The following is a 366-nucleotide window of genomic DNA, read 5'->3' as shown; positions in this document are numbered from 1 at the left end:
TCCCCGCCGGTCCGAGCCCGAACACCACGGTGTGGTCGTCGATCGCGTCGACGTACCGCTTCTGCCCCACCGTCTTGGGGCGGATCATCCCCCCGCGACGGGACAGCACGTCGGTGCCCAACACCTCCTCGGGGGTCAACGGACCCGAATCGGCGAGGATCTCCACCGAGCGCCGCACCGACGCCGGGGTGATCTCGACCCCCCTCCCGGCCTGCCGCAGCAGGTCCGAGACCACGCGGGAGGCCTGGTCGACGGCGCCGGGCTCGCCCGACAGGGTCATGGTGCCGCCGCGCACGTGGAGGTCCGCGTCGAGCAGCTCCTCGAGCGCCCGGAGGTTGGCGTCCGCGGCGCCCAGCACCGCCATCG

Annotated in this window: 1 pseudogene; it reads right to left on the bottom strand. The window is 73.8% G+C overall.

From position 1 onward, the window contains the following. A pseudogene (locus tag G6026_RS17310) lies at positions 1–366 on the bottom strand (PhoH family protein); the annotation flags it as partial.

Source organism: Dietzia sp. DQ11-38-2 (assembly GCF_014145055.1).
In the GTDB taxonomy this organism is placed as follows: Bacteria; Actinomycetota; Actinomycetes; order Mycobacteriales; family Mycobacteriaceae; genus Dietzia.
The sequence above is the reverse complement of the archived record's forward strand: the minus strand, read 5'-3'. Positions and strand labels throughout refer to the sequence as shown.